24 protein-coding genes, 2 tRNA genes and 1 pseudogene are annotated in these 21,492 nt (G+C 41.9%); 8 read left to right on the forward strand and 19 right to left on the reverse strand.

Annotated elements, in window-relative coordinates; translation table 11 throughout:
- Nucleotides 1-209: 209 nt before the first annotated feature.
- The 4 genes from fdnG (at nucleotide 210) to fdhE (ending at nucleotide 5,859) form a co-directional block, all read left to right on the forward strand.
- Entirely contained in the window at nucleotides 210-3,269 is a 3,060-nt protein-coding gene (gene fdnG / locus DRF63_RS04740; RefSeq protein WP_144435022.1) for a formate dehydrogenase-N subunit alpha, read from the forward strand.
- Complete coding sequence (gene fdxH / locus DRF63_RS04745; RefSeq protein WP_005601225.1) at nucleotides 3,269-4,168, forward strand: formate dehydrogenase subunit beta; 900 nt, start codon at nucleotides 3,269-3,271, stop codon at nucleotides 4,166-4,168. Before fdnG ends, fdxH begins: the two co-directional genes overlap by 1 nt.
- The gene (locus DRF63_RS04750; RefSeq protein ID WP_005597421.1) at nucleotides 4,161-4,832 is read left to right on the forward strand and encodes a formate dehydrogenase subunit gamma; all 672 of its coding nucleotides are present in this window, start codon (nucleotides 4,161-4,163) and stop codon (nucleotides 4,830-4,832) included. Before fdxH ends, DRF63_RS04750 begins: the two co-directional genes overlap by 8 nt.
- A 109-nt stretch (nucleotides 4,833-4,941) precedes the next feature.
- Nucleotides 4,942-5,859: a formate dehydrogenase accessory protein FdhE gene (gene fdhE / locus DRF63_RS04755; RefSeq protein ID WP_005597424.1), complete on the forward strand. Its 918-nt coding sequence runs from the start codon at nucleotides 4,942-4,944 to the stop codon at nucleotides 5,857-5,859.
- Between the two features lie 218 nt (nucleotides 5,860-6,077).
- Here fdhE and DRF63_RS04760 read toward each other — a convergent pair.
- Together DRF63_RS04760 and DRF63_RS04765 are read right to left on the reverse strand one after the other, a co-directional pair.
- Nucleotides 6,078-6,154: transfer RNA gene (locus tag DRF63_RS04760), tRNA-Arg, on the reverse strand.
- Between the two features lie 43 nt (nucleotides 6,155-6,197).
- Nucleotides 6,198-6,274, reverse strand: a tRNA-Pro gene (locus tag DRF63_RS04765).
- 187 nt (nucleotides 6,275-6,461) lie between these two features.
- On the opposite strand from DRF63_RS04765, the gene folD reads away from it, so the two are divergent.
- Together folD and DRF63_RS04775 are read left to right on the forward strand one after the other, a co-directional pair.
- Nucleotides 6,462-7,319: a bifunctional methylenetetrahydrofolate dehydrogenase/methenyltetrahydrofolate cyclohydrolase FolD gene (gene folD, locus DRF63_RS04770; RefSeq protein WP_005597425.1), complete on the forward strand. Its 858-nt coding sequence runs from the start codon at nucleotides 6,462-6,464 to the stop codon at nucleotides 7,317-7,319.
- A 144-nt stretch (nucleotides 7,320-7,463) separates the two neighbouring features.
- Complete coding sequence (locus DRF63_RS04775) at nucleotides 7,464-9,002, forward strand: L-lactate MFS transporter (RefSeq protein ID WP_005597426.1); 1,539 nt, start codon at nucleotides 7,464-7,466, stop codon at nucleotides 9,000-9,002.
- 97 nt (nucleotides 9,003-9,099) lie between these two features.
- On the opposite strand, the gene dapA is transcribed toward DRF63_RS04775, so the two are convergent.
- A complete protein-coding gene (gene dapA / locus DRF63_RS04780; protein ID WP_005597428.1) occupies nucleotides 9,100-9,993 on the reverse strand; it encodes a 4-hydroxy-tetrahydrodipicolinate synthase in 894 nt (297 codons plus the stop codon).
- 152 nt (nucleotides 9,994-10,145) lie between these two features.
- Nucleotides 10,146-11,087, reverse strand: coding sequence for a Kdo(2)-lipid IV(A) acyltransferase (locus DRF63_RS04785; protein ID WP_005597431.1), 942 nt, complete (start codon nucleotides 11,085-11,087; stop codon nucleotides 10,146-10,148).
- Between the two features lie 164 nt (nucleotides 11,088-11,251).
- On the opposite strand from DRF63_RS04785, the gene hpf reads away from it, so the two are divergent.
- Complete coding sequence (gene hpf, locus DRF63_RS04790; protein WP_005597433.1) at nucleotides 11,252-11,566, forward strand: ribosome hibernation-promoting factor, HPF/YfiA family; 315 nt, start codon at nucleotides 11,252-11,254, stop codon at nucleotides 11,564-11,566.
- A gap of 57 nt (nucleotides 11,567-11,623) precedes the next feature.
- On the opposite strand, the gene truA is transcribed toward hpf, so the two are convergent.
- On the reverse strand, nucleotides 11,624-12,412 hold the full coding sequence (gene truA, locus DRF63_RS04795) for a tRNA pseudouridine(38-40) synthase TruA (protein ID WP_005597435.1): 789 nt from the start codon (nucleotides 12,410-12,412) through the stop codon (nucleotides 11,624-11,626).
- Nucleotides 12,413-12,490: 78 nt separating this feature from the next.
- Nucleotides 12,491-13,147 (reverse strand): GTP cyclohydrolase I FolE, encoded by a 657-nt coding sequence (gene folE, locus DRF63_RS04800; protein ID WP_005597437.1) that lies wholly within the window; start codon nucleotides 13,145-13,147, stop codon nucleotides 12,491-12,493.
- 100 nt (nucleotides 13,148-13,247) lie between these two features.
- Between folE and DRF63_RS04805 the strand changes: the two genes are divergently transcribed.
- A complete protein-coding gene (locus DRF63_RS04805) occupies nucleotides 13,248-13,952 on the forward strand; it encodes a 3-deoxy-D-manno-octulosonic acid kinase (RefSeq protein WP_005597439.1) in 705 nt (234 codons plus the stop codon).
- Nucleotides 13,953-14,027: 75 nt separating this feature from the next.
- Here the strand turns inward: DRF63_RS04805 and DRF63_RS04810 are convergent, their stop codons facing one another.
- From DRF63_RS04810 to DRF63_RS04865, 13 genes and pseudogenes are all read right to left on the reverse strand, one after another.
- Complete coding sequence (locus DRF63_RS04810; RefSeq protein ID WP_043990921.1) at nucleotides 14,028-14,366, reverse strand: cyclophilin-like fold protein; 339 nt, start codon at nucleotides 14,364-14,366, stop codon at nucleotides 14,028-14,030.
- 58 nt (nucleotides 14,367-14,424) lie between these two features.
- On the reverse strand, nucleotides 14,425-15,000 hold the full coding sequence (locus DRF63_RS04815) for a sugar O-acetyltransferase (RefSeq protein WP_005597444.1): 576 nt from the start codon (nucleotides 14,998-15,000) through the stop codon (nucleotides 14,425-14,427).
- An 84-nt stretch (nucleotides 15,001-15,084) separates the two neighbouring features.
- Nucleotides 15,085-15,456 (reverse strand): annotated as a pseudogene (locus DRF63_RS04820) (alpha/beta hydrolase); the annotation flags it as partial.
- 175 nt (nucleotides 15,457-15,631) lie between these two features.
- Entirely contained in the window at nucleotides 15,632-15,982 is a 351-nt protein-coding gene (locus DRF63_RS04825) for a Mor transcription activator family protein (RefSeq protein ID WP_005619726.1), read from the reverse strand.
- 117 nt (nucleotides 15,983-16,099) lie between these two features.
- Nucleotides 16,100-16,501: a regulatory protein GemA gene (locus tag DRF63_RS04830; RefSeq protein ID WP_005619728.1), complete on the reverse strand. Its 402-nt coding sequence runs from the start codon at nucleotides 16,499-16,501 to the stop codon at nucleotides 16,100-16,102.
- Nucleotides 16,491-16,682: a hypothetical protein gene (locus DRF63_RS11265; RefSeq protein WP_238146161.1), complete on the reverse strand. Its 192-nt coding sequence runs from the start codon at nucleotides 16,680-16,682 to the stop codon at nucleotides 16,491-16,493. Before DRF63_RS11265 ends, DRF63_RS04830 begins: the two co-directional genes overlap by 11 nt.
- Nucleotides 16,683-16,845: 163 nt before the next feature.
- A complete protein-coding gene (locus DRF63_RS04840; RefSeq protein ID WP_005597454.1) occupies nucleotides 16,846-17,322 on the reverse strand; it encodes a hypothetical protein in 477 nt (158 codons plus the stop codon).
- 45 nt (nucleotides 17,323-17,367) lie between these two features.
- Nucleotides 17,368-17,529 (reverse strand): hypothetical protein, encoded by a 162-nt coding sequence (locus DRF63_RS11140; RefSeq protein ID WP_005597456.1) that lies wholly within the window; start codon nucleotides 17,527-17,529, stop codon nucleotides 17,368-17,370.
- Entirely contained in the window at nucleotides 17,526-17,738 is a 213-nt protein-coding gene (locus DRF63_RS04845; RefSeq protein WP_005597458.1) for an ANR family transcriptional regulator, read from the reverse strand. The genes DRF63_RS11140 and DRF63_RS04845 overlap by 4 nt, the downstream gene beginning before the upstream one ends.
- Nucleotides 17,735-18,259 carry a host-nuclease inhibitor Gam family protein gene (locus tag DRF63_RS04850; RefSeq protein ID WP_005597460.1) on the reverse strand — a complete coding sequence of 175 codons (525 nt, stop codon included), beginning with the start codon at nucleotides 18,257-18,259 and terminating at the stop codon, nucleotides 17,735-17,737. The genes DRF63_RS04845 and DRF63_RS04850 overlap by 4 nt, the downstream gene beginning before the upstream one ends.
- Nucleotides 18,252-18,500 (reverse strand): hypothetical protein, encoded by a 249-nt coding sequence (locus DRF63_RS04855; RefSeq protein WP_005597463.1) that lies wholly within the window; start codon nucleotides 18,498-18,500, stop codon nucleotides 18,252-18,254. The genes DRF63_RS04850 and DRF63_RS04855 overlap by 8 nt, the downstream gene beginning before the upstream one ends.
- Nucleotides 18,493-19,665 carry an AAA family ATPase gene (locus DRF63_RS04860; protein ID WP_005597467.1) on the reverse strand — a complete coding sequence of 391 codons (1,173 nt, stop codon included), beginning with the start codon at nucleotides 19,663-19,665 and terminating at the stop codon, nucleotides 18,493-18,495. The genes DRF63_RS04855 and DRF63_RS04860 overlap by 8 nt, the downstream gene beginning before the upstream one ends.
- A gap of 22 nt (nucleotides 19,666-19,687) precedes the next feature.
- The gene (locus tag DRF63_RS04865) at nucleotides 19,688-21,490 is read right to left on the reverse strand and encodes a DDE-type integrase/transposase/recombinase (protein ID WP_005597469.1); all 1,803 of its coding nucleotides are present in this window, start codon (nucleotides 21,488-21,490) and stop codon (nucleotides 19,688-19,690) included.
- Between the last annotated feature and the right edge of the window lie 2 nt (nucleotides 21,491-21,492).

Below are 21,492 nucleotides of genomic sequence, written 5' to 3' on the forward strand. Positions count from 1 at the left end.
TATAAAATTTTCTGATTCTGATACTATTACACCGAATATTTAAGTTATATCAAATCCAGTGTAAATAATGCTGTTTTTACTTACGATGAGGTATGGCTTATTATCTTTAAAGGTAAATAATAGCCTTTACTTTAAATGTATTGCGATGCAGTTAAAGTGTTGGTTATTTACATTAATTTGTGGTTAATGTTCTATTTTTAGGAGTGATTATGCAGATCTCAAGACGTAAGTTCTTTAAGGTCTGTGCAGGTGGTATGGCGGGTACTTCTGCGGCGATGTTGGGCTTTGCCCCGGCAACCGCATTGGCAGCCCCGCGCGAATATAAACTTTTGCGTGCAAAAGAAACTCGCCAAACCTGTACATACTGTTCTGTCGGCTGTGGTATGTTGATGTATAGCCTCGGCGACGGTGCAATGAATTCAAGAGGAAAACTTTTCCATGTGGAAGGCGATCCTGACCATCCGGTAAGTCGCGGCGCACTTTGTCCTAAAGGCGCAGGCGTATTAGACTATGTAAACAGTCCGAATCGTTTACAATATCCTGAATACCGCGCGCCGGGTTCGGATAAATGGGAACGAATTTCTTGGCACGACGCGATTCATCGTATTGCAAAATTAATGAAAGAAGACCGCGATGCGAACTGGCAAGATGTCAATGAAGAAGGAACTGTCGTCAATCGTTGGACCACCACCGGTTTACTTTGCGGTTCCGCAACAAGTAACGAAACCTCTCTTGTTTCCCAAAAGTGGGCTCGTGCGCTCGGTTTAGTTGTAATCGACCAAGTAGCGAGTACCTGACACGGACCAACGGTAGCAAGTCTTGCTCCAACATTTGGTCGCGGTGCCATGACAAACCACTGGGTGGATATCAAAAATGCGGACGTAGTGGTAGTAATGGGCGGTAATGCCGCTGAAGCTCACCCTGTCGGTTTCCGCTGGGCAATCGAAGCGAAAAAACAAAACGGTGCGAAGTTAATGGTGGTTGATCCACGCTTTAACCGTACGGCATCTGTTGCGGATTTCTATTCTCCGATTCGTTCCGGTACGGATATTACGTTCTTATCAGGCGTAATCAAATACCTACTCGATAACGATAAAATTCAACACGAATACGTTAAACATTACACGAACGCAAGTTTCTTAATTAACGAAGGTTTTGGTTTTGAAGACGGTTTATTTACCGGTTACGACGAAGTAAAACGTAGCTACGATAAATCGACTTGGACTTATCAGCTTGATGAAAACGGTCAGCCGAAACGTGATATGACGTTACAAGATCCGCGTTGTGTTATCAATTTATTGAAAAAACACGTTGAACGTTATACACCGGAAATGGTGGAACGTATTTGCGGTACCAAACAAGACAAATTCTTAGAATTTGCTCAAACCATCGCATCAACGGCTACACCGGAAAGAACAACGACATTCTTATATGCGTTAGGTTGGACACAACATACGATTGGTTCGCAAAATATTCGTACCATGGCGATTATCCAATTGCTATTAGGTAATATCGGTATGGCAGGCGGCGGCGTAAACGCATTACGCGGTCACTCGAACGTACAAGGTACGACTGATATGGGCTTATTCCCTCATATGTTACCGGGTTATATTCCGTTACCGACAGAATCGGATAAAACGCTTGAATCGTTCTTAAATCGTATTACGCCGAAAACAGCGGTGGAAGGTCAGGTAAACTACTGGCAAAACACCCCGAAATTTATGGTGAGTATGCTGAAATCGTTCTACGGCGATAAAGCAACCAAAGACAACGAATTCGGTTATCACTATTTACCGAAACAGTTGAAATACCGTTTAGACCATCTTCGTTTTATTGACATGATGGATGAAGGTAAAGTAACCGGTTATCTCTGCCAAGGTTATAACCCGTTAGCGTCTTACCCTGACTCAAACAAAATTTCAAGTGCATTACGTAAATTAAAATTCTTAGTCATTATGGATCCGTTAGCGACCGATACTTCGGAGTTCTGGAAAAACCATGGTGAATTAAATGATGTGAACCCGGCGGAAATTCAAACCGAAGTATTCCGTTTACCAAGTATTTGTTTTGCGGAAGAAGACGGTTCGATTGCAAACTCAGGTCGTTGGCTACAATGGCACTGGAAAGCGACCGAACCACCGAAAGAAGCAAAACCGGATGTAGATATCCTTGCCGAAATCCGTGAAGTGATGATGGAAATGTATCACAAAGAAGGCGGTAAAGGTTTAGAAAGCTTTGAAGCGATGAGCTGGAATTATGCGAATCCGCTCGAGCCGAAAGCGGACGAAATTGCGAAAGAAAACAACGGTTACGCATTAGAAGATCTTTATGATGCTAACGGTAACTTAGTTGCGAAAAAAGGCGATTTACTTTCAAGTTTCGCCTTACTTCGTAATGACGGTTCGACCTCTTCCGCTTGCTGGATTTATACCGGTCAATGGACGCAAAAAGGTAACCAAATGGCAAACCGTGATAACTCCGACCCTTCAGGTCTAGGTAATACGCTAGGTTGGTCGTTTGCATGGCCTGCTAACCGTCGTGTTCTCTATAACAGAGCATCAGCGGACTTAACGGGTAAACCTTGGAACCCTAAACGTCAGTTAATTAAATGGAATGGTAAAAACTGGAACTATATTGATGTAGCGGACTTCGGTACTGCGGCACCGAATACTTCCGTATCACCATTTATCATGACAAATGACGGTGTTTCGCATTTATTCGCACCGCAATTGGCTGAAGGTCCGTTCCCGGAACACTATGAACCGATTGAAACACCGATTGGTACTAACCCGTTACACCCGAATGTGGTTTCAAACCCGGTTGCACGTATTTTACCGCGTGATAAAGATCGCTTCGGTACGGCGGACGAGTTCCCATTCGTAGGAACAACCTATCGTTTAACCGAGCATTTCCACTGGTGGACTAAACACTCGCAATTAAACATGATTACACAGCCTGAGCCGTTCGTAGAAATCAGCGAACAACTTGCCGCGCTCAAAGGTATCAGTCATGGCGATACGGTAAAAATTACTTCAAAACGCGGTTATATTAAAACTAAAGTTGTAGTAACTAAACGTATTAAACCGCTTATGGCGGACGGAAAAGAAATCCATACGGTCGGTATCCCGATTCACGGCGGATTTAAATCGGCGGGTAATAAAGGTCACCTTGCCAATAGACTTACAGGTCGTGTCGGTGACGGTAATACTTTAACGCCTGAATATAAAACGTTCCTTGTGAACATTGAGAAAGTTTCGGAGGTGGCATAATGTCAGCAGTTCAAGACCAAAACATTATTAAAATCTCAGCAACTTCTTTTGTAACACCGCCACCGCAAGTGCGCGATCATGTTGTCGAAGTTGCAAAACTTATCGATGTTTCGACTTGTATCGGTTGTAAAGCCTGTCAAGTGGCTTGTTCGGAATGGAATGATCTTCGTGCGCCGCAAGAAGAATGCGTAGGGGTTTACGATAACCCTCGTGACTTAAATGCCGAACAATGGACGGTGATGAAGTTCAACGAAGTGGAAGAAAACGACCGCTTGGAATGGTTAATTCGCAAAGACGGTTGTATGCACTGTGCGGAACCGGGCTGCTTAAAAGCATGTCCGGCACCGGGTGCAATCATTCAATATGCTAACGGTATCGTGGACTTCCAATCCGATAAATGTATCGGTTGCGGTTACTGTATTGCGGGTTGTCCGTTCAACATTCCTCGTATGAATGACAACGATAACCGTGTGTACAAATGTACCCTTTGCGTGGATCGTGTGAACGTAGGTCAAGAACCGGCATGTGTGAAAACCTGTCCGACAGGTGCTATTCGTTTCGGTTCTAAAGAAGAAATGCTTCACTACGGTGAACAACGTGTTGCGGATCTGAAAAGTCGCGGCTACGAAAATGCCGGTATTTATAACCCGGAAGGTGTGGGCGGTACGCACGTAATGTATGTATTGCACCATGCGGATAAACCTGAATTATATTCCGGTTTACCGAAAGATCCGGGTATCGACCCGACAGTTACACTTTGGAAAGACGTCTTGAAACCGGTTGCGGCTATCGCAATGGGCGGCTTGGCACTTGCTGAAGTTGCACACTATGTAACCGTTGGTCCGAACATTGAAGAAGATGTTGAAGATCACCATGAGGAAGGAGAAAAACATGAGTAAGAAATTTGAAATTACGAACGATACCAAAATCGTTCGTCATAAACCGCTTGCCCGTGTCAGCCACTGGTTCTTGGTTATCTCGTTCTTCTTAACTATGTTTACCGGTGTGGCGTTTTTCTTCCCGGATTTCGCATGGCTAACCGAGATCTTAGGTACGCCGCAACTTGCGCGAGCGATCCATCCGTTTACCGGTATTGTGATGTTTGTCGCCTTTATTATTATGGCGATCATTTACTGGCATCATAATATCCCGGAGAAAAACGATATTCGCTGGGCAAAAGGGATTGTTGAAGTATTAAAAGGTAACGAACACGCCGTTGCTTATAACGGTAAATATAACCTCGGTCAGAAAATGTTGTTCTGGACCTTGATTTTGGCAATGTTCACCCTTTTAATTACGGGCATTATCATGTGGAGAAAATATTTCTCCGATAACTTCTCAATTCAAACTTTACGTATTGCGATCTTGCTTCACTCTGCTAGTGCCTTCGCATTGTTTACCGGTATTTTGGTACATATGTATATGGCATTTTGGGTGAAAGGTTCTATCCGCGGTATGGTTGAAGGTTGGGTAACCGTTCGTTGGGCGAAAAAACACCATCCGAAATGGCTTAAAGAAGAAGTATTACCCGAGCTTGAAAAACAAGCGAACAGAAATAACTAATTCTTTTTAAAGATACAAGTGCGGTAAACTTACCGCACTTTATTTTTAAATACTTGCTAAATTTCTTTTGACTAAGGGAATTTAGCAAGATTTAACGAGAGAACATAATATGAGTATCCGAATTTTACCCGAAAACGAAATTAAACAAGCTGCAAGCTCGTTTCAAAATCCGCCTTTATTATTCGCTAATCCGAAGAACCTATATTTTCGTCGCGCCAAACGATTACGCCAATTGGCTGAAAATAATCCGTTCGGCGATTACTTGGAATTTGCGGCGAATCTTTCCGAAGTACAGTTAGATTTATTGGAAAACCATCCCATTGCAAATTATGCGGAAAAATTAACCGCTTGCATTGAAGAATCAAACGGACAAAAACCGCTGAATGCCAAAACCTTTAAGCGTTCAAGCGAATGGCGCGAATTGCTTTTGTTATTAACTGAGAAATTTAAACCCTATGCTAACGACACGATGTTGGCAACGATTGAGTTATTAGAGAAATCATCCACTTCCGAACTGGAAGCGTTAGCCGACGATTTACTCAATGAGCGTTATGAAGCGGTCGGTGCGGATAAAGCGGTATTCTTATGGGCGGCGTTATCGCTTTATTGGACGCAATTAGCTCAACAGCTACCGCGTAATACGCAAACGGAAGTCGGCGAACGTCATACTTGTCCGGTTTGTGACTCTGCACCTATCGTAAGCGTGGTACATTTTGGCGATACGCAAGGCTTACGCTATTTACACTGCTCTCTATGCGAAAGCGAATGGAATATGGTGCGTTCGCAATGCTCCGTTTGCGATCAAAGCGGTAAATTGGATTATTGGAGTATTGATAGTGTAGATGCGCCAGTAAAAGCTGAAAGTTGCGGCGATTGCGAAAGTTATTTGAAAGTGCTTTATCAAGAAAAAGATCCGCACGTAGAACCGGTTGCGGACGATTTAGGCACGCTATTCTTAGATGCGGAAATGGAACAGAAAGGCTTTGCGCGCAGCGGCCTAAATCCGTTCTTATTCCAAGTTGAATAATCCCTTCCTTTACTAATAAGCGGTCAAATTTGACCGCTTATTTTCATCTAAACAGGCTAAACTCTAAGAAATCATAAGGCATTCTTTCAATACAGATCACCTACTGGAACACGCAAACAAAGTTGAAATCTACGGTATATTTACGGAACATTCGCAAAATGAACCAAAATCAAAACTTGTTCATTAATCCATAAGTGATTGATTTTAAAGGGATTAAATGGCACGCCCTAAAGGATTCGAACCTTTGACCCACGCCTTAGAAGGGCGTTGCTCTATCCAGCTGAGCTAAGGGCGCAATGGGATAAATATAAGGAAGAAATATTTATGAAAGAGTAAAGTGGTCGGCGAGATAGGATTTGAACCTACGACCCACTGGTCCCAAACCAGTTGCGCTACCAAGCTGCGCTACTCGCCGACGAAAAGTGAGATTTATTATAGACTTATCTTAAATTTCGTCAATCTCTTTTTTAAGTATTATCGTTTAACTGTTTGAACTTTAATCGTATTTATACATGGCGATCTTTAATTTACCTACTTGCAAATCAACCGTTTTCTGACAAAATAGCAAACGTTTGCAATCTAATCGAATCAAGGGAGAAACAATGACGGCACACATTATTTCAGGCACAGCGGTGGCAAAGCAAGTTAAAGCGAATATCGCCGAACAAATTCAAGCCTATACCGCACAAGATAAACGTAAACCGGGATTAGCGGTGATTTTAGTGGGAATGGATCCCGCCTCTCAGGTGTATGTGAATAGTAAACGAAAAAGTTGTGCCGAAATCGGTATCGAATCCAAATCGTACGATCTGCCTGCCGAAACCGGTGAAGCCGAATTACTTGCGATTATCGAACAATTAAACCATGACGATTCGGTCGATGGCATTCTGGTGCAATTACCGCTACCGAAGCAAATTGATGCGACTAAAGTTACCGAAGCGATTGTGCCGCATAAAGATGTGGACGGTTTCCACCCTTACAATGTCGGACGTTTATGCCAAAAAATCCCGACCTTGCGCTCTTGCACCCCATACGGCGTAATGAAATTACTGGAAAGTACCGGTGTAAATCTCGCCGGATTACATGCCGTTGTTGTCGGCGCTTCAAATATTGTCGGTCGTCCGATGGCGATGGAACTACTGCTTGCCGGTTGTACCGTTACCGTCACACATAGCCGCACTAAAGATTTGGCTTATCACGTTTCGCAAGCGGATATTGTGGTTGCCGGAGTCGGCAAACCGAACTTTGTAAAAGGTGAATGGATTAAACCGGGTGCGATTGTGATTGATGTCGGCATTAACCGAGTGGAAGGCAAATTAATCGGTGACGTGGAATACTCCGCTGCGGAAGCTAAAGCGAGCTTCATCACGCCGGTACCGGGCGGTGTCGGTCCGATGACAGTAGCGATGTTAATGCAAAATACCTTGCAAGCCTATCAAGTTCATTTACAAGCGGTCTGATTTTCCATTTATTCCGCAATTAAGCCTCTTTTGAAAAAAAGAGGCTTTTTTACTGAATCTCCTCTCACGCAAACGTTTGCGCAAATGATTTCTGCTGTTATAATTACGTTAAATTATTGTTAATAATCTCTAAATGGAGCATCCATGTCATTCTTAGATCGTGAAAAAACCATTGCGCCTTTGCAATTTAATCGTTGGTTAATTCCTCCCGCCGCCCTTGCCGTACATTTATCTATCGGACAAATCTACGCTTACTCGGTTTTCAATGCACCGCTCACTAAAGTTATCGGTATCACTCAATCCGTAGCGGACGACTGGAAACTGACCACCGTCGGTTGGGTATTTAGTATCGCGCTTGCCGTATTAGGAGCTTCCGCCGCATTATTCGGTACATGGATGGAACGTGTAGGCCCTCGTAAAGCGATGTTCGTCGCAACCATTTGCTTTAGCTTAGGTTTTCTTGTTGCGGCATTCGGTGTACATACCCATAATTTATGGCTGTTATATTTAGGTAACGGCGTACTCGGCGGCATCGGTTTAGGTCTAGGTTATATCGGACCGGTTTCAACCTTAATGAAATGGTTCCCGGATAAACCGGGAATGGCGACCGGTTTAGCCATTATGGGGTTCGGCGGCGGTGCAATGCTCGCCTCTCCAATTTCCGTGGCGTTAATGAACTTCTTCAGTAGCCCAACATCGGTAGGGATTGTCGAAACCTTTATCGTATTAGGTATTTTCTATTTCATTTTTATGATGTTCGGCGTCTTCACTATTCGCCTACCACATCCGGAATGGAAACCGAAAGGTTTTGTGGAAAGTAAACCTAAGAATAAATTGATAAGCTCGCATAATGTCGGTGTGCATAAAGCGATGAAAACACCACAGTTCTGGCTACTGTTCTGGATTTTATGTCTAAATGTTACCGCCGGTATCGGGGTTCTCGGTCAGGCGTCGGTAATGATTCAAGAATTATTCTCGGAAGTTTCCGTCGGTAAGCAAGCGGCAATCGGCACCCTAGCGGCAGCCGGATTTGTAGGCTTACTCAGTCTGTTTAATATGGGCGGACGTTTCTTCTGGTCGAGTATTTCGGACAAAATCGGACGTAAAAATTTATACTCTGTTTTCTTCTTACTCGGCTCTGTGCTTTACTTTATTATTCCTTCATTAGGCGAAAGCGGTAATAAAGCACTATTTGTAATCGGCTTCTGCGTGATTATTTCCATGTACGGCGGCGGTTTCGCAGCAATCCCTGCTTATCTGCGTGATTTATTCGGTAGTTATCAAGTCGGAGCTATTCACGGACGCGTATTACTTGCTTGGTCCACTGCCGCAGTCATCGGCCCTGTTCTAGTAAACTATATTCGCCAAATGCAAATCGATAACGGCGTACCGGCGGCACAGGCTTACAGTATTACGATGTATATTATGGCGGCATTATTGATTATCGGACTTATCTGTAATTTAAGTGTGAAAGCGGTACATGAAAAACATCACGAATTACCGTTGAAAGACGCGGCGCACAGTGCGGAACCAAGTGATGAAACGGTTATTTCGGATACTTACCTCGTTGCCGAAGAAGTCGCACACGGCGGCTGTATGGTGTGGTTACGTTGGATTATCGTTACCGTACCGCTTGCTTACGGTGTTATTATGGTATTTGCCAAAGTCGTTGAGCTGTTCTAAACAAATCGTTACAAATTTTTCGGCAAATTTAACCGCTTATCTAACAAAAAACCCCGTTATATCACGGGGTTTCTTTCTTTATCGTGCTAACAAGCGGTTAAATTAAACCGGCTTTTTGTAATGCGGCTAATACGGTAGGTTGAGCCGCTTCAGATAACGTGGTTAATGGTAAACGTAAGTTCGGCTCGCTGATTAAACCTAATTTATACGCCGCCCATTTTACCGGAATCGGATTCGCTTCGATAAATAAATCGTGGTGTAACGCCATTAAACGTTGGTTAATCGCTTCCGCTTCATCGAATTTACCGGCTAACGCAAGCTCGCACATTTTCGCCATATCGGCTGCCGCAACGTTATTCGTAACGGAAATCACACCTTGACCTCCGAGTTTCATAGATTCTAGACCCGTTGCATCGTCACCGCTTAAGAAAATAAAATCTTCTCCGGCTAATTTTTTGATTAGAGGCAAACGAGTTAAATCGCCCGTCGCTTCTTTAACACCGACGATATTCGGAATTTCAGCTAAACGACCGATAGTTTCCGGTTTTAAATCGCTACCGGTACGGCTCGGTACGTTATATAAAATTTGCGGTAAGTCGGTACTTTCGGCGATTGCTTTATAGTGTAAATACATCCCTTCTTGAGTCGGTTTATTATAATAAGGCACCACACTTAAACAGCCGGCAACACCGCTATTAGTAAGTAATTTGGTTAAAATAATCGCTTCACTGGTTGCATTTGAACCCGTACCGGCAATAATCGGAATACGACCGTCTGCAAACTCCACGGTTTTCTTGATTACCTTCACGTTCTCATCAATACTTAATGTGGTGGATTCACCCGTCGTACCGACCGATACGATACCGTGCGTACCGGCTTGAACATGGTGTTCAACCAATCTTTTTAACTCTTCGTAATTTACTTCACCGTGTGTCATCGGCGTGACAAGCGCAACAATACTGCCGTGAAATAGTGGGGTTGCCATAATCATCTCCTGTATTTTTTTGTTATGTACAATATTTTGTTAGATTGCAAAATTCGCTTTAAATATGCAAGTATTTTTTGCGAATAACAACTAAAAAATTAAAGAAAATACGGAAAGAAAAAATAAACCCGACACTATTAATTCATGTCGGGTTTATTTTAATCGTATAAACTCTTGTCCGATTCTTGCGGGCGTGTTTTAAACCGGCGATGTAACCACATATATTGGCTGACTTCTTTCAGAATTTCAGTTTCAACGACTTTATTCATTTTGGTTGCAGTATCCAATTCATCACTACATTCACTAAAATCAACCGCCGGACTGACTTTTACCGTATATCCAGAAAAATCGTCATTTCGAATCGGGCTGAACGGCACGACCACCATATTCGGTGCGGAACGTAATAACATTCGCGTCCCCGCCGTAGTACAAGCTTCATTTACGGCAAAAAACGGCACGAATACGCTATTTTTACGTCCGTAATCATGATCCGGCGCATACCAAATCGTCTCGCCCGCTTTTAAAGCGCGAATCATACCGCGTAAGTCTTTACGATCGAGCATCGCCTTATTTGAGCGTACTCTGCCGCGAAACTGAATCCAATCTAATAACGGATTATCATTCGGTCGATAAACACCCACACCTTGGTGATGAAGCCCTACAATGCGTGCGCCCATTTCTAACGTGAGAAAATGCACACCGACTAATAAAATCCCCGCTCCTTGCGGCTGATTTTTAAGATGTTCCAGCCCTTCGATTTTCGACCATTTAAGAATACGCTTATCCGACCAAAACCACGCCATACCGGTTTCAATAATCGCCATACCGACCGATTCCACATTTTTATCCAAAATGGTTTGAATATGTTCGGCGGAATAATTCGGAAAGCAGAGTTCTAAATTCCGGCGTGCAATGCGCATTCTACGTTTACCGAAACCGAGTTTGGCAAACAGTTTACCCACCCCCTTACCTAATACGACCAAGACCGGATAAGGTAAACACAAAATTAATTTAAATAACCCCAGCCCCAGCCAAAGCCCCCAATATTTCGGGTGCAAGAAGCGTAACTCAAACGGCGGAATGTTTTTATTCTCAGTCATTTTTTACCATCCTAATTTTTCGGATAGATTATAATCAAAAACACTAAAAAAGTGTTAAGTAGATCAAATTTTTAAATTTTGCTTCATTTTTTGACTTGATATTTTGGAGTAAAAGTCATATTTTGAAATCAACTTAATAACCCCTTCACAAAGAGGAAAATGCTATGACAATCAATATTTCAAGCAAACAAATGGATGTAACCCCTGCAATTCGTACTCATATTGAAGAACGCTTAGCGAAACTCGAAAAATGGCAAACTCAGTTAATCAATCCGCATTTTATGATCCATAAATTGCCGAATAGTTATGAAGTTGAAGCGTCTATCGGTACCCCGGTCGGAGAACTTTTTGCGAAGGCAAATAACGAAGATTTATATTTAGCGATTAATGAAGTCGAAACCAAACTCGAAACGCAATTAAATAAATTAGTACATAAAAATGAAGCGCGTCGTACGGACAGTACTTTAAAAAACGTTTAAAAAATTAAATAACAATTGGAGATAAAGCCAAATCGAATTTCGGTTTGGCTTTTTTAATTAACTATCCGCCAGAAATAACGGACCTAATGCGGTTTTAGGGATACCGAAACGCTCCGGATAATGCACATCCACCAAATATAAGCCTTCCGCCTTTGCGGTCGGCGCCGCTAAGGTACGATCTCGTTGTGCCAATAACCATTGAATCCATTCGACCGGTTGTCTGCCCTGCCCGACTTCAATTAGGCTTCCGACAATATTGCGCACCATATGATGCACAAAAGCATTCGCTTGAATATCCACCACAATATAATTACCCAAGCGGCTGACATTCAGATGATGAACGTTACGCCAAGGGGTATGCGATTGACATTTAGCGGCACGGAATGAGCTAAAGTCATTTTCGCCTAACAAAAACTGACCGGCTTCGTGCATTTTCTGATGATCGAGTTCATAATGATAATGTGAGATACCTTTCGGCAAAATTGCCGAACGCAGTTTGTTATTAAAAATAATGTAACGATAACGTCTTGCCGTGGCACTAAAACGGGCGTGAAAATCTTCACTTACCTCAACCGCCCATTTTACCGCAATATCGTCCGGTAAATTCGCATTGGTACCGAAACACCAACTTTGTAACGGACGTATCGCCTGCGTTTCAAAATGCACCACTTGCCCCGTACCGTGTACGCCGGAATCGGTTCGTCCGGCACAAAAAACCTCTATCGGCGCGTTGGCGACAATCGACAATGCTTCTTCCAGCTTCTGTTGCACGCTTTCCACTTCATCTTGACGCTGCCAGCCGAAATAGCGACTGCCGTCATATTCAATGCCTAATGCAATTTTCATTATTTTGCTCTACATCAAAAAAGATAAGCGGTTAAATTTTGCAAAAATTTGCCAAAATCAGACCGCTTATCCGTTCAATTATTTATTGATTAAACCCAAAAATTCTTTGCGCGTTTCTCTGTCTTCTAAGAAAACGCCGCCGAATGCCGACGTTACCGTATAGCTATTCGTATCTTTCACGCCGCGGCATTTCACGCAGAAATGTGTTGCTTTAACAAAAACTGCGGCATCGTCCGTTTCTAAAATCGTTTGGAATGCGGTTAGGATCTGTTCGGTAAAACGCTCTTGCACCTGTGGACGTTGAGCGAAAAATTGCACCACGCGATTAATTTTAGATAAGCCGATTACCCATTTTTTCGGGTAATACGCCACCGCCACTTTACCGTCAATCGTCACAAAATGGTGTTCGCAAGTGGAAGTCAGGGTAATATCGTCCACCAACACCATTTCGCTGACTTTCATACGATTTTCAATATTGGTAATTTTCGGGAAAGTCGCATAATCCAAGCCGCTAAAAATTTCATCGACATACATCTTCGCCAAGCGGTGCGGAGTTTCTTCCAAACTATCATCTTGTAAATCCAATCCCAGTAATTCCAGTACCGAACGCATATGCTGTTGAATTTCGGCACGACGGGAATCTTTGTCTTTAGTCAGTTGAACGGTTGGGGTTTCAATGCCTTTCGCAATTAAGGCTTCACGCACTTTTTGGGCTTCTGCGGAGATAATGCTCATTGGGGTTCCTCTAAAAATCAAGGCGAGAATTTTAACAAATTGACATCAAAAAAAATAGCACTAAAATTTATCTCAATAATAACTCGTCCCAATAACCCGTATGATTTTTTACCACTTTAATCGCACTGTTGTTCCAGATACTCAAACTTCACTAATTAAAACTTTATTCGGTTGCAAAAATTTTGCCGATTCCGGCCGCTTGTTAGGCTCGTCCAAAGGCAGAGGCACTACTTGGTTTCTAAACACGCAAGCCGAATTGGGCGTAAATACGGTACTTCGTCATTACTATCGCGGCGGGCTATTCGGTAAAATCGTCAAAGATCAGTATCTATTTAACGGGCTGGAAAACACCCGAGCGTTTCAAGAATTTTCCTTATTGGAAAAATTGCACGAATGGTATTTACCCGTCCCTCAACCGATTGCGTTAAAAGTGGAAAAAACCTGTTGTTGGTATCGAGCGGATATTATGTTGGAAAAAATCGAAGGCACACAAGATTTGAGTAAATATCTCCAAACCAATGCGCTTTCCGACACGCAATATCAACAAATCGGTAAATTGATTCGCCAATTACACGATCATCAAGTGCATCATTCGGATTTAAATATCCATAATATTTTGCTTGAGCCGACAGGCGGTCAATTTTTCTTAATTGATTTCGATAAATGTGGCATTTCACAAACTAATGATTGGAAATCGGAAAATTTAGCTCGTTTGCTACGTTCGTTTAAAAAGGAGCAAACTCGTTTAAATATTCGATTTAACGAGCAAAATTGGCAGGCCTTGCTCGCTGGTTACCATAAATAATGTTATTAATAAAAAAGAAGAAAGTTTGAAAGGCTTTCTTCTTTAGCTATTTGGCACAAAGTTCACGTATTATAGTTAATTTTCAAAAGAAACCTTTATACTCCCCTTCCCTAACGCTTCTTTTAATCCCTTCACATTATGAATTTTACCAATATTAGTATAATGATAAGGGGTATCAAAACGCTCATAAAAAATCACTAATGTATTCCCCTGCCAAAGTAAAATATCGCCTGTTTGAATTGAGCCGACTGCCTGATCATAAGCGGTCAAATTTTGAGGTAATTCTGCAAATTTTTCATTGCGTAGGTGGTCTTGCATTTCTAATGTTAAAGGTAACAATTCTGTAAGTTGCCGTGCAGCCTCGGTATCGGCTAATTCTGCTTCGAAAATTTGTTGTCCTATCGTAATTTGCATCATTTTCCCCTGTAAAAACGGACTAAAACATAAACTGAAAATCAACCCAACTAGAAACCTAATTTTCATTGCTAACCTCATCAATTATTTTAACGATTTTAGCCGGTACACCGGCAACAATTGTATTGGCCGGCACATCTTTAGTAACCACACTACCTGCCGCAACAATCGCATTTTCACCAACCGTAACGCCAGGTAAAATCGTAGCTCCAGCACCAATCCAAGCATTTTGCTTAATTATTACAGGTTTGACGATCACACCACGACGAGTTTTCGGATCCGTTGGGTGGTTAACCGTAATAATATTTACTCTCGGGGCAAGCAAAACATTATCTTCAAGTGTAATCCCTCCCAAGTCGGTAAACACACAAGCGGTATTAATAAATACATTTTTACCAATGCGAAGATGACGACCGAAATCACAATATAACGGCAAATTAACGTGTAAAGTTTCATCAATATGCGATTGGGTAATTTCGCTCAATAGACGTTGGATTTCAGCTTGTGTTTGAAACTTTCCTGATAATTCGGCAATTTTCGGGGCATTTTCTGCTACAATTCGATGAATATCTTCAAAAATTTGACTACCCTTAGCAATCAAACTATTCATAGGTAAATCAACAGCGTATTGCATTTTTGTTCTCCGGTTTTCAAAAAGATAAGCGGTCAAATTCCTCTCATTTTTTGCAAAAATTTAGAAAAACTTGACCGCTTGTTATTATTTCAAGTTAGCTTTAAAGAACTGTTCAAATTTATCGTATGGAATTTTACCTGCTACATCATCATATAAATCTGTATGAGAAGCCCCCTCTACAATAACAAGCTCTTTATTTTTACTACCTAAAGCTTTGAATGCATCTTCACCAAAATAACGAGAATGCGCTTTTTCACCGTGAACCACTAGCGCTGGTGCTTTTAACTCTGCAGCATATTTCAAAATCGGCATATTGATAAATGGTAAAAATGCAGTTGTCGTCCAAGAATGTTCAGGGTTCGAATTTACTGAACGTGGATGAAAACCTCGTTCAGTACGGTAGAAATTCGCATATTCCGTAAAGAATTTCGGTGTTTTAGCCGTAATGTCTTTTTTCAGATTAAAACTAAGTAATATAAATAATAGAATCTAATTGAGATAAATGGGACTTGGTGGGTAGCAACGTGTAGTAGTGGGACAAGAAAATGAAAGGCTATTACAAAATATGAAAAAGGAAATTAGAAAGTAAATTTAGTAAAACAGCTTCATTTTAGAATAGTGAAGCTGTTTTTTATTCACAAAACAAATCTGGTTGCTGATGTTTCACTATACGTTTTCGTACACGATTAATGACTTTACGAATACCCGATTCAGTCATGCCATACTTTTTAACTAAAAAGAACCAATTATTACCAGTAAAATCATTATAAATATCTAAATCTCGTTGAGCAATTTTATAATAAAAATCTTTAGGAAAAGAAATGACTTGACCAGCATAATGTTCAGCTAAGAAGTCAGCAACACCTGTTGAAATTTGTTCGCAAATTTCCGTATCAAGGTTGTAATTTTTGCATAGTGCACTCACGTTATCTTCAATGTCGCGCAAAAGCTCATGTCGTGCTATTTCCATTTGAGTGATCATCTTGTTTTTCCTAATTTATATAAACCAATAATATTAGAGATATGGTTAGCCAAATCTGCCAACAACTTAGAGCCTTTAGCTTAAAGAGTATCGTTGTCAAATTTGGCGATATTCATTTTATTTACCTACTCGTTTTTGCCATTGTTTCAAATTTTCTAAAATCAAGGTGGCTTGTGAATTTGTCAGCTCATTCCACGGCACATCATCATTTAACGACCGCTTCACAAAGCTATTCAGCGCGCGAGAAGAACCATCATCAATCACGCTATCAGCGTGCATCTGTTTCCATACAGCCCATAGCTTACGTTGAATAGGCGAGAGAGATGATTTCCTTCTCGGCAGCTGAATTTTAGCCCCTTTTGTCTGCAATAATTTTACTAATTTAATCAGATCTGAATAGCTTATATTTTTTGCAGAATTTTGGTAGAATTGTTGAGAAAGTAGGCTTCGATAAGTCTCATCATCCATTCCCAACTGTGTTTTTCCAATATGCACTAACTGCAACAGTTTATTTCGCATAACATCCCCTTAACATCGCTTTAATTTTCTGTAAATTTCTCAATGCCTTTAGCCTTTCAGCTTCTTCTTGTTCCACTGTTTTTGGCGGTGGTGGCGGTAGTTCTTTAATCTTGCGTTTAGGCATTGCATCAAGTAACTGTTTGGGATTAGGAAACCAATCACAAGTTTGTGCTAAATACATAAATGCCTCTTCAAATCGCCATTGGTCGAGTTCTTGCTCATAGTGCTTTTTATAAGTAAGCACACGTAACCACGTTTCTAAAGTTGCACTAATTGAATCTTCGGGAGGAGAGTTTTTAAACGTAATATCAGCAACATTGCAACTCCTTTACCCAATGTTGCTTTCAACCATTGTTGATCCATTCTGCAACCTTATTCACTGCATTCACTGTTTTTGAACTCACAAGCGGTCGATTTTGCTCAGAATTATGCAAAACCACCGTAGTATTGGCAGGTTTGAAACTTGCAATAATCTCCAACAAATAACCGTGGGATTTCATCGGCAACTTCAACGTCTGCCGACTTGCCAACATCTGATTAATGGCATAAATCCAACTCTCTACGGGTGCAGGAAAATCACGCCCATCACGTTGAATTTTGCCAGCAGTAATCATTGGTGTAAGCTCATGTAAGATCGTTGCTACACGATCAAAGGTCAGCGATTTTTTAGCTGGGCGAAATAACCCTAAATAGCCAATCAACGCCTTGCCAAGTTCACCATTTACCATTAACGCTGCATTAAGTGCATCACTTGCTGCCTGATTTGCCACTAATGCATCCAACGAATGTACCGCGCCACAGGCACTACATTTCACTTTCATTTTTATTCTCCAAATGCAACAAAACCGCCCGAAGGCGGTTTTTTATTAAGTCATTTTCAAGCCTAATTTCATAATCAGGTTCTTGGCAGTAAATACATAACATTGTGCTAAAGGTAGCTCATTTTCATCAATAGCTTTTTCTGCCTGCTGAAGCTGACGAACTGCCTGCTGTAATTGCAGTTTTAATTGTTCTAATGAATCCATCATCTCACACGCTCCCGCTTACCTTGCCAAGTATGACAATAATTTGCTCTAGTGCTACACCATTGCTTTTGTTTTTCAGTTGTCGCTAATTTCACTGCTTCACACCACAAATTATAGGCTTGTTGATAATTACCTAACTGTTCACAACGTGCTGCAGCTTGCGCTTTTTCTTTATACATAAACTGGCGTTCAATTTTGGCGGCAGGTGTCATTTTCGCACCTCCTCATCATTCGGTTTAATCACAAACTCTTCCACACCTTCCCGAATAGAGATCCCCGAAATTGAACGAGCAATCTCAGGCTCTTTTAACATTGCTTCTTTGTCAAGTTCTTCTTTAGTACGGATAAAGCGAAACAATCCTAGTTTGCGTAAACTATCCAAAATGCTTTCAAGACCTTTTGCTACTACTGCAGGCGGTTTCACTCGCCATTGAACCTCACCCGTAGGAAAATATGCCGTTTTCTGTTTACCACCATTAGTTAATTCATCACGGCGGCTTTCGCAATAAGCCTGTACCGCCTTTTGCAATGGTTTCACTTTGTCTTTAAGTGCGGTCAATTTAGCCGTATATTTTTCATCAATCGCCGCTTTCTCATCCGCTTGTAGGGTAGAAAGTCTTACCTGCTCACGTTCTAAATCACCGATTTCCTTAATTGCCAATGCCACTTCATCCTGAGTTTGTAAGTTCAATTCGTGAACATCTGCTTTAATTCGCACTGCTTTCTTAGCCATTTTCTGTCTCCTTCATTTCACTAGCATTGGGATAAAAATCTGCATCTTTATCATAAAGTTCAGCTCGAATATTCAATTTCCCCTCTTTATCTTCAATAAATTCAAATTGCTGAATGCCTTGCGCTAAGGCAGCAGCAATAGCCTCAGGCGAATCTTTGGTTAGCTCTGCAAACTCATGGCAACACGCCAAAAATTGATTTTTATCTCGACGAGAAATCGTTTTTAATACTTTGTTACACATTCATCACCACCTGTCCGTCTACTTTTGGAATACCTAAACTTTCCGCTAAATTCATTGCTGCAGTTAGTAAATTTCCTACAGCTAACGGATAAAGCAAACTTTGGCTCGTTTTGTTTCGTCCTACCGCAGTTAAACGTTGTCGAACTGCTACGAACGCATCTTCTTCAAAAATATCGCTCAGCTTTTTGCCCACTCGCTCCAGCTTATGTTCCACATAACGCTCAAGCTCGGCATCAAGCGGTGCAAGTTCGACAATTTCACAACGTTGCACCACTTCACGCACTTCAGTATTACGTTCAGAAAGTTTGATTTTCAACTCAGGCTGACCAATCAACACAATAGAAAGCAGTTTTTTAAAGCCATCTTCCAGCTCAAAAAAGCGTTTCAAATGTTTCAACGTTGGAATCGGTAAAGCGTGGGCTTCTTCGATGATTAACACATTGCTGTAACCGCTTTTCACGCTTTCTTTTAGCACTTTGTGCAACTGGCGGAAGCGTGCTTCGGGCGAACGTTTCACGCTTTCAAGCGGTGAAAGGGTAGAAATAATCGCTTCGGCGATATGGGCAGCTTTCAATGTTTTGCCTTTCACGTCGTTGTCTTCCATTGCAATGATATACGGCTCAATCACCGTAATCGGAGCGTTTTCTTGGTTGATGCGATCAATCAAATCACGGCGGAGCGTGGATTTGCCAGCACCACTTTCACCAACGACTGCCATAAAGCCACCGTGTTTAGCGGTTTGAAATAATGCTTCACGTACATAACGCACGTCGGCAGAGCTGAAAACATCGTCCGCACTGCGTACATCTTCTGCAAACGGATCACGAAACAATGAAAAATGTTTCTTTGTGGCTGGAAATAAAGCCTGTTTTGCGAGTAACATAATCTCGTCCTTAATTTCATCTGTGGTTTTAGGGGCGGAAGGCACTGGCTCAGTCGCCAAACTTTCCCCAGTGCCTTCCATTTCAAGCAGGCTTGCAAGCGGTTCAATAATTCCCAAACTTTGCAACGCACTGCTCAAATTCTTCTCAAATTCCACCCACTGTTTCACCCGCTGATTATGGTTAATCAACTGTGAAACCGTTGCAGGCGAAACGTTCATCTTTTGTGCTAACTGCCGCAGGCTCACGCCCTTATCAATCAACACCTGTTTTAGCTTTAACACATAGAACCTCCATTTATCAAAATTAGGCGGCATTTAGCTGTAAAATCTTCGTTTCAGGGTTTAAAACTTCAGGCAATTTATTGCCCTGCAACCAAGCTTCCAGCGTAGTTATCGGTACACCCTCGGAAAAATGTTTTGCCAAGTTTTTATAATGCTTACCGTTCCATTCAGGGAATCGTTCTTTCAACTGTTTTGCACATTCCACCAAATTCACAGGTTTCTGTTCCACACGTCTTGCGTTGGTAGTAAGTTCATGCTCTTGTCCTTTTTTCGGCATAAACCAGTTCAAATTTGTTTCTTCAATATGCTTGTAAGGGTTAATTTCGCCGTTAAATAATGGTTTATTTACCTTTTTCGCACGTTTCAAATCATCTTCATTGGTTACACCGTAAGCCAGCTGTTCAGCTTGCTCTTTATGGGTTTCAAACTCGGTTTTCTTATGAGCCTTATATTCTTCACCAATCATCGCAGCGTCCACACGGAAGCCATATTCATTGACTTCAACTGGCTCAACTACCACCCAATAAGGTTTCAGGTTTTCCGAACCGTCTTCATCAACAACACGCTTAAAACATTGAACCTGCACACATTCAGGGCGATACGGATTCTTACCCACCGTGATTTTCTCACCCACTTTTGCATCAGGCACATCACGTACATCGTAACGGCGGCTTTCAAAGCTAATTTCCAATTTGTCGCTAACGACACGCTCGGAAAGTGCGGTAATCATCAACTCTTGGCAAATGTCACGGCTTGGCGGAATAATCAGCTCGTCCGCTCGAATACATTGCCACATTTGATAGCGTGTCCGACCGTGGCGTGAATGCACCATTTTGCCGTTAAAATATCGCATCCATTGATGGGCAAGTTGATTTAACTCATCAAGCCCTGATACATTCATAAACCGCAAGCCACTCTCAAATTGTCGCTCTACAATATCGTTGCCTTTTTCCACTTGCCCTTTAGCTCGGGCGTTTTTGGCTTTCGGGATTTCCACTTTCACATCAAGCTGATGCAGTAAGTGGCTGAACATTTGTGAGGTATTTGCCGTACCTCGATCAAACATCAAAATTTTCGGCACACCGAAAAACGGTTCAGCTTTATTGGCTTTTGGTTGAATAGCGTTAATAAAGCATTGGCTCACGTTTTCTGCCGTTTCACCGCCGTACACATATTCCACATAAATCACGCCTGATGTGTGGTCAGTAATGACATATCGCCATACCCGTTGTGGCTCGACTTTCGCTACATTGGCAGGCTTGTTTTTGTAAAACTCACCTTCTTCCATAATGCACAACCCATTGCCTTTGCCTGTTTCTTTTAAGTAATACAGCACACACAATGACGGATCGATTTGCCACACGTGGTTTGGGTGCTTACTTTGCAACTGAACCACAGGGGCGGGGCGTAACAATTGGTCAGGGTGCAAATTGGCATTGCGTAATGCACGCTCCACTGAAGTAGCGGAATAAGGACGAACTTCACCAGTATTTTCGTCGATAAATTCAGCTTTAATACGATGATTTGCTCGTAGAATATCCAATACGCGTTCTAATGTTGCCATCGTCTTGCCGTTTTTCCGTCTAAGGTGCAACCAAGCAGCACTAATCAAATCAAGCTCAGCTTTTTCTAGCTGATGTTTGCCTTTATCCGACCGCACTTTACGATTGCTTTTAGGACGGTAGGGTTTAATTTGGCGTAAGAAAGTGGCTCGGCTTAATCCTGTTTGCTTACAGCCTTCGTCAATAACTTTCTCCGTCTCGCCAAACTTTGCCGTCTCCACACGGTTTGCCCAGTGGGATAGCACACTCGGTAAAATTGCCATTG

This window comes from Actinobacillus pleuropneumoniae (assembly GCF_003290385.1).
Lineage (GTDB): Bacteria > Pseudomonadota > Gammaproteobacteria > Enterobacterales > Pasteurellaceae > Actinobacillus > Actinobacillus lignieresii.

Coding starts and splice junctions, on each gene's coding strand:
- fdxH (WP_005601225.1), top strand. CDS start 3,269: ATGTCAGCAGTTCAAGACCAAAACATTATTAAAATCTCAGCAACTTCT.
- DRF63_RS04750 (WP_005597421.1), top strand. CDS start 4,161: ATGAGTAAGAAATTTGAAATTACGAACGATACCAAAATCGTTCGTCAT.
- fdhE (WP_005597424.1), top strand. CDS start 4,942: ATGAGTATCCGAATTTTACCCGAAAACGAAATTAAACAAGCTGCAAGC.
- folD (WP_005597425.1), top strand. CDS start 6,462: ATGACGGCACACATTATTTCAGGCACAGCGGTGGCAAAGCAAGTTAAA.
- DRF63_RS04775 (WP_005597426.1), top strand. CDS start 7,464: ATGTCATTCTTAGATCGTGAAAAAACCATTGCGCCTTTGCAATTTAAT.
- dapA (WP_005597428.1), bottom strand. CDS start 9,993: ATGATTATGGCAACCCCACTATTTCACGGCAGTATTGTTGCGCTTGTC.
- DRF63_RS04785 (WP_005597431.1), bottom strand. CDS start 11,087: ATGACTGAGAATAAAAACATTCCGCCGTTTGAGTTACGCTTCTTGCAC.
- hpf (WP_005597433.1), top strand. CDS start 11,252: ATGACAATCAATATTTCAAGCAAACAAATGGATGTAACCCCTGCAATT.
- truA (WP_005597435.1), bottom strand. CDS start 12,412: ATGAAAATTGCATTAGGCATTGAATATGACGGCAGTCGCTATTTCGGC.
- folE (WP_005597437.1), bottom strand. CDS start 13,147: ATGAGCATTATCTCCGCAGAAGCCCAAAAAGTGCGTGAAGCCTTAATT.
- DRF63_RS04805 (WP_005597439.1), top strand. CDS start 13,248: ATGATTTTTTACCACTTTAATCGCACTGTTGTTCCAGATACTCAAACT.
- DRF63_RS04810 (WP_043990921.1), bottom strand. CDS start 14,366: ATGCAAATTACGATAGGACAACAAATTTTCGAAGCAGAATTAGCCGAT.
- DRF63_RS04815 (WP_005597444.1), bottom strand. CDS start 15,000: ATGCAATACGCTGTTGATTTACCTATGAATAGTTTGATTGCTAAGGGT.
- DRF63_RS04825 (WP_005619726.1), bottom strand. CDS start 15,982: ATGATCACTCAAATGGAAATAGCACGACATGAGCTTTTGCGCGACATT.
- DRF63_RS04830 (WP_005619728.1), bottom strand. CDS start 16,501: ATGCGAAATAAACTGTTGCAGTTAGTGCATATTGGAAAAACACAGTTG.
- DRF63_RS11265 (WP_238146161.1), bottom strand. CDS start 16,682: ATGTATTTAGCACAAACTTGTGATTGGTTTCCTAATCCCAAACAGTTA.
- DRF63_RS04840 (WP_005597454.1), bottom strand. CDS start 17,322: ATGAAAGTGAAATGTAGTGCCTGTGGCGCGGTACATTCGTTGGATGCA.
- DRF63_RS11140 (WP_005597456.1), bottom strand. CDS start 17,529: ATGATGGATTCATTAGAACAATTAAAACTGCAATTACAGCAGGCAGTT.
- DRF63_RS04845 (WP_005597458.1), bottom strand. CDS start 17,738: ATGACACCTGCCGCCAAAATTGAACGCCAGTTTATGTATAAAGAAAAA.
- DRF63_RS04850 (WP_005597460.1), bottom strand. CDS start 18,259: ATGGCTAAGAAAGCAGTGCGAATTAAAGCAGATGTTCACGAATTGAAC.
- DRF63_RS04855 (WP_005597463.1), bottom strand. CDS start 18,500: ATGTGTAACAAAGTATTAAAAACGATTTCTCGTCGAGATAAAAATCAA.
- DRF63_RS04865 (WP_005597469.1), bottom strand. CDS start 21,490: ATGGCAATTTTACCGAGTGTGCTATCCCACTGGGCAAACCGTGTGGAG.